The sequence below is a fragment of the Capnocytophaga sp. oral taxon 329 str. F0087 genome (genome assembly GCF_000213295.2).
Taxonomy (GTDB): domain Bacteria; phylum Bacteroidota; class Bacteroidia; order Flavobacteriales; family Flavobacteriaceae; genus Capnocytophaga; species Capnocytophaga leadbetteri_A.
Genome location: NZ_KN389997.1, coordinates 35094 through 41451 on the forward strand (window position 1 = coordinate 35094; position 6358 = coordinate 41451).

Genomic DNA, 6358 nt, shown 5'->3' on the forward strand with positions numbered 1-6358 from the left:
AGAAAAAGGCATACGCGATACGCGTGTGCTCGAGGCGATACGGGCTATACCACGCCACCTGTTTATGGATAGCTCTTTTGAAGACCACGCCTACCAAGACAAGGCATTCCCAATAGGCGAAGACCAAACTATCTCGCAGCCTTATACGGTAGCCTTTCAGACAGAACTGCTACAGGTAGCTCCGCGCCAAAAGGTGTTAGAGATAGGCACTGGCAGCGGCTATCAGTCAAGTGTGCTGATGTACCTCGGGGTATATCTGTATACTATCGAGCGACAACAAAAGCTCTTCAAGCTCGCCCAACAACTACTACCCAAACTGATAAACCGTCCTGTACAGATGTATTTTGGCGATGGTTATAAGGGTCTGCCTCAAGAAGCCCCTTTTGACCGTATATTAGTCACGGCGGGGGCTCCCTATGTACCCAATGCCTTATTGGCGCAATTAGCCATTGGCGGACGTATGGTGATACCCATAGGCGAAAAAACACAAGTAATGACCCTCTACGAACGCATCAGCGAAAAGGAGTTTCATAAAACTACCTACGGCGACTTTCAGTTCGTACCAATGCTGAAAGAGAGAAATTAAACCTACAGACAGGTTTTTTAATATTTTTATAGATTAGAAAGAAATGTACTTAATATTCGATACCGAAACCACGGGGTTACCCCGTAATTATAATGCTCCTATTAGCGATAGCAACAACTGGCCGCGCGCAGTGCAAATAGCGTGGCAATTGCACGACCAGTGGGGGGCGCTTATAGAACATCAGGATTTTTTAATTGCTCCTGATGGTTTTGACATTCCTTATGATGCCGAGAAAGTACACGGCATCTCTACCCTACTAGCTGAAAAGCAAGGGGTGCCCATTGCTGAGGTGTTCGCTGCCTTCAACGAGGCTCTTAGTAAGGCTCAGTACGTAGTAGGACAAAATATAGGCTTCGATATCAATATTATGGGGGCTGAGTTTTATCGCTATGGAGTGGAAAGTCCGTTGGATAAACTACCTGTAATCGATACTTGTACCGAGGCAACCGCTAACCTCTGCAAGATAGAGGGCGGTCGCGGGGGTAAATATAAATTCCCCTCGCTTACTGAGTTGCACTCTTTCTTATTTGGCGTACCTTTTGCCGAGGCTCACAACGCTACTGCCGATGTAGAAGCTACCGCCCGCTGTTTCTTCGAACTTATAAGGCGTGGTGAGGGCTTCAAAGAAGGTACTTTTAGTAGAGAATATATTGAAAACTTTCAAGCGCATCACTCCTCTCCCATAGGGCTTATAGGGCTCAAACACGTAAACCTCAAAGAGGCTTCCGAGGCATTGCGCAGCAAAGGCAGTACTCCTGAAATAACCGCTTCGGAAGAAGAAATAGCGCTACTTGAAACGGCTGCCTTTGCCCATCTACACAATCATACTCAATACTCTATCTTACAATCGACTACAGCTATAAGCGACCTTGTGAAAAGCACTGCTAAAGAGAAAATGCCTGCCGTAGCACTGACTGATACAGGCAATATGATGGCGGCTTTTCACTTTGTGCAAGAGATACAAAAATACAACAAAGAGGCTGAAGGCAAAAATAAGGAGGCTGAAGAAAAAGGTGAAGCACCTACCGAAACACTTATCAAACCTATTATAGGTTGTGAGTTCAATATTTGTGAAAATCACTTGGATAGAAGTCACCAGGATAATGGTTACCAAGTGGTTATCTTAGCTAAAAACAAAGAAGGGTATCAGAACCTTATCAAAATGGCTTCGATAGCTTCTACTAAAGGCTTTTATTACGTACCTCGTATCGACAAAGAGATTGTTGCGCAGTATAAAGCCGACCTTATAGTGCTTTCGGGAGGTATCAATGGTGAAATTCCTTCTAAAATACTCAATATAGGTACCAAACAAGCTGAAGAGGCTTTGTTATGGTGGAAAGACCTTTTTGGCGATGACTTCTACTTAGAAGTGATGCGCCACGGGCAACAGGAAGAAGAGCACGTAAATAGTGTGCTGGTAGAGTTGTCTAAAAAGTACAGCGTGAAGCTCATTGCTACTAATAACACTTTCTACATTCATAAAAAAGATGCTAGTGCCCACGATATTCTGCTATGCGTAAAAGATGGTGAGAAGCAGAAAACACCTATCGGGCGCGGACGTGGCTATCGATTTGGAATGCCTAATGACGAATATTATTTCAAAACAAGTGCCGAGATGAAGGCACTCTTCAAAGATATACCTCAGGCAATACTCAACATTCAGGAAATTATCGATAAGGTAGAGCCCTATGGCTTAGCCCGTGATATTCTCTTGCCTAAATTTGATATTCCTGAAGCTTTTCAGGTGGCAGACGACCCTACAGGCAAGAAAGGTGAGAACAATTATTTGCGTCACCTTACCTACGAGGGAGCTAAGCGCAAATACCTAGAAATCACTGATGAGGTACGCGAACGATTAGACTTTGAGCTTTCTATTATAGAAAAGACAGGTTACCCTGGTTACTTTCTGATAGTGCAAGATTTCATTGCAGCCGCGCGCAAGATGGGGGTATCGGTAGGGCCTGGTCGTGGGTCGGCAGCAGGGTCGGCAGTGGCGTATTGCTTAGACATTACCAATATGGACCCGATAAAGTACGACCTGCTGTTTGAGCGTTTCCTAAACCCCGACCGTGTATCAATGCCCGATATTGATATAGACTTTGAAGATTCCGGCAGACAAGACGTTATCAACTACGTGATTGATAAGTACGGCGAAAGTCAGGTAGCACGTATCATTACTTATGGTAAAATGGCGGCTAAGTCGGCTATAAAAGATACCGCCCGTGTGCTGGATGTGCCTCTGCAAGAGTCGAACCGATTGGCAGGCTTAGTACCCTCTAAACCCCCTGGACTTTCGCTAAAAAACCTCTTCAATTGGGACGAGAAAAAGCTCAAAGAAAAAGTGCGTAGTGAAGAACTACCCAAAGTAGACGAACTCAAGCAGCTTTTGGCAGGCGGAGGCGAAGAGGAGAGCAACCAAACTATTCAGCAGGCCAACATTATTGAGGGCTCGGTGCGCAACACTGGTATTCACGCCTGCGGGGTGATTATTACCCCTGACGACATCACTAACTTTGTGCCTGTAGCTTTAGCCAAAGACTCTGACCTATTCGTTACCCAGTTTGACAACTCGGTAGTAGAAAGTGCTGGACTGCTAAAGATGGACTTCTTGGGGCTTAGTACTCTTACTCTTATCAAAGATACGATTGAGAATATAAAACAAACGCACGGCATAGAGCTCGATGCTGAGGCTTTTCCGTTAGACGATAAAAAGACCTATGAACTCTTTCAACGAGGAGAAACGGTAGGGATATTCCAATACGAGTCCGCAGGTATGCAGAAGTATATGCGCGAACTCAAGCCTACTGTTTTTGCTGACCTAATAGCGATGAATGCTCTTTACCGCCCAGGGCCTCTGGAATATATACCGAGCTTTATCAAGCGGAAACACGGTATTGAGCCCATAGAATACGACTTGCCTGATATGAAAGAGTATCTGGAAGAAACCTATGGCATCACGGTATATCAGGAGCAGGTGATGCTACTCTCGCAAAAGCTAGCAGGCTTTACCAAAGGTGAAGCTGACGTACTACGTAAGGCGATGGGTAAGAAACAAATAGCCGTACTAGCCAAAATGAAACCTAAGTTTGTTGCCCAAGCCTCAGAAAAGGGGCACGATACCCAAAAACTTGAAAAGATATGGGCTGACTGGGAGAAGTTTGCGGCTTATGCGTTCAACAAGTCGCATTCTACCTGCTATGCGTGGGTGGGCTACCAAACTGCCTATTTGAAAGCGAACTACCCTGCCGAGTATATGGCTGCGGTACTGTCTAACAATATGAACGATATTAAGACGATTACTTTCTTCCTTGAGGAATGTCATCGTATGGGTATTAGGGTATTACCTCCGGATGTAAACGAGTCGTTATACAAATTTACGGTAAACAAAAATGGGGATATCCGCTTTGGTATGGGGGCAGTAAAAGGAGTTGGTAAGGCTGCCGTAGACACTATAGTAGAAAACCGCAAAGAGCGCCCTTATACTTCTATTTTCGACTTAGCAAAGCGGGTAGATTATAAGAGTATCAACAAAAAAGCCTTTGAAAGTATCGCTTTAGCAGGTGGTTTTGACTCTTTTGCAGGCACTCACCGCGCCCAATATTTTTATGCTGAAGCTGACGGTATTCCTTTCCTTGAGAAAGCCATTCGTTTTGGGAACAAATATCAGGAAAGCAAAAACTCAGCGCAGATGAGTCTGTTTGGGGGGATAGACGAAGCCGAAATACCTGAACCGGTGATACCTAAATGTGAGTCGTGGGGCAACCTTGAGCAGCTGCGTCGCGAAAAAGAGGTAGTGGGTATCTATATATCAGGGCATCCGTTAGACGATTTTAAACATACTATTCAGCATTATTGCAATATCAATTTATCGCAGCTACAAAACCTCACACCACTTATCAACCGCGAACTTACCGTAGCGGGTATGATAACCGATGAGCAGCACCGCACCAGCAAGAATGGTAGTCCGTTTGGATTTTTCACTTTAGAAGATTATGACGGTTCTTTCGAGTTCAGACTTTTTAATAAGGACTATGGAGAGTTTCGCCAATATATGGTGATGGGAGCCTTTCTATTCATCAAATTCAAAGTAGTAGAAGGCTTTTTGAACAATCAAACTCAGCAGCGAGGCGAGCCACGTATACAGGTACTACAGATAGAGTTCTTGCAAGATGTATTAGAAAAACTCTCTAAAAAAGTTACCTTTCACCTAAATATAGAGGATATTAGTCAGCCGATGATTGATAAATACAAGTCTTTAGTGAGCAAACACAAAGGAAAACAGCCTGTTTACTTTGTGGTACATCATAAGGAGGATAATATCCACCTAAATATGGACAATGCACAGCTGAAAGTAAGTATCAACAATGCGTTTTTAGACGAGTTGGACGCTCAATCGGTAGTTTATAACCTCAACAACCAGCCTTTAGAGAAATTTATAGCTAAGAAAGTAGAGACTCAAGAAGAGGAAGAACCTGCTATAGAAGAATTAGGACTATCAGACTAATTTGTCGATTTGTCGATTTGGCAATTTGACAATTTGACGATTAAAAAAGAGTTATCCAAAAGGTTTTGGATAGCTCTTTTTTTGTAGCCCTTTTATAAAGAAAATGGGAATTACAACACAAATTCTCTGCTAAATTTTATACCAAATTGATATTTCATCTTCCTCTTTCCAAAATTTGATAATAATAACTGAAAGGTTTATTATATTTATATGGAAGTCTTCTTGTTTTGCTTTTACTTTTAGACTCCTTTTCATCAATCTCTTTAAATAATCTATAATATAATTTATTTCTATTACGGTCTAGTTCTTTTACTTGCTTTAATGAGTATTTATTGAGTGTTAGCTCTTTAAAGCCATTTTTCCAACATAGATTAGCAGGAACTTTATCATAGTTATACATTTTTACTCTTCCAACAGACATTCCTATCAATCGGTTAATTGCTGATTCAATAACTGTATATTTGGAACATCTTTGTCCTTTACAAACAGCTTTTTTTATTTCTTCAACAATTGTTCTTTGTTTTTTAAGCTCTTTTTGAAGAGATTTTTTTCTAACTCTAACTTCTCCTTTATAATTAATCTCATATCCTACAAAACCTATCCAAGGAAAAGATAATTTATCATTTTCTTCACGTGCCCATAAATAGGAACCTTTGGATTTTCCTTTCCAAAAAGCTTTGTAATTTTTCCTGTTATTTTTTACATTTAGTAAGTCTTCATTTTTTTGAAATAAATGGGGAAATAATTTTAATTCTTTCAAAGTTTTTATATAAACTTCTTTAGATTTTTCGCATTCTTCTTGAGAAGGAGATATAATTATCATATCATCACAAAATCTTGCATAAAAGATATTTTTAAATGTAGCTAGTTTTTTGTCAACCTTATTGAGATAAATATTTGCAATTAACCCTGAAAGAGCACCTCCTTGAGGAACTCCCATCCTCTCTGTATTAATATTAATTTTATAATCTAACAGTTCCTTTTCGTTAATCCAACCAAAAAAACCATTAGGTATTTTATATGATTTCCAATACTCTAATTCTTCTCTTTTAGGAATATCCTTATTAAAGCAAAAACATTCTAAATAATTGTGAAATATATTTATAGCTAAATCTAAATCTAAATTAGGATAGTGTTCTTTAGCCTCTGAAATGAGAGTATTAAATTCTTCTTTTATAATATTATGATTAACTGTATCATAAAATTTTTGCATATCGCATTCTACTATGAATAGTTGTTCATTACTATATTGTTCTTTGTATTTTAGA

Annotated in this window: 3 protein-coding genes; 2 read left to right on the forward strand and 1 reads right to left on the reverse strand. The window is 40.5% G+C overall.

From position 1 onward, the window contains the following. Both HMPREF9074_RS04855 and dnaE read left to right on the forward strand, forming a co-directional pair. The coding region (locus tag HMPREF9074_RS04855) for a protein-L-isoaspartate(D-aspartate) O-methyltransferase (RefSeq protein ID WP_034539847.1) at positions 1 to 586 on the forward strand (586 nt) is incomplete at its 5' end. A gap of 43 nt (positions 587 to 629) precedes the next feature. Next, positions 630 to 5090, forward strand: a complete 4461-nt coding sequence (dnaE, locus tag HMPREF9074_RS04860) for a DNA polymerase III subunit alpha (protein ID WP_009389323.1) — start codon at positions 630 to 632, stop codon at positions 5088 to 5090. Positions 5091 to 5244: 154 nt separating this feature from the next. Here dnaE and HMPREF9074_RS04865 read toward each other — a convergent pair. Beyond that, positions 5245 to 6358 (reverse strand): reverse transcriptase domain-containing protein (locus tag HMPREF9074_RS04865; protein ID WP_034539849.1); only part of this gene is annotated, 1114 nt, incomplete at its 5' end.

Coding starts and splice junctions, on each gene's coding strand:
- dnaE (WP_009389323.1), top strand. CDS start 630: ATGTACTTAATATTCGATACCGAAACCACGGGGTTACCCCGTAATTAT.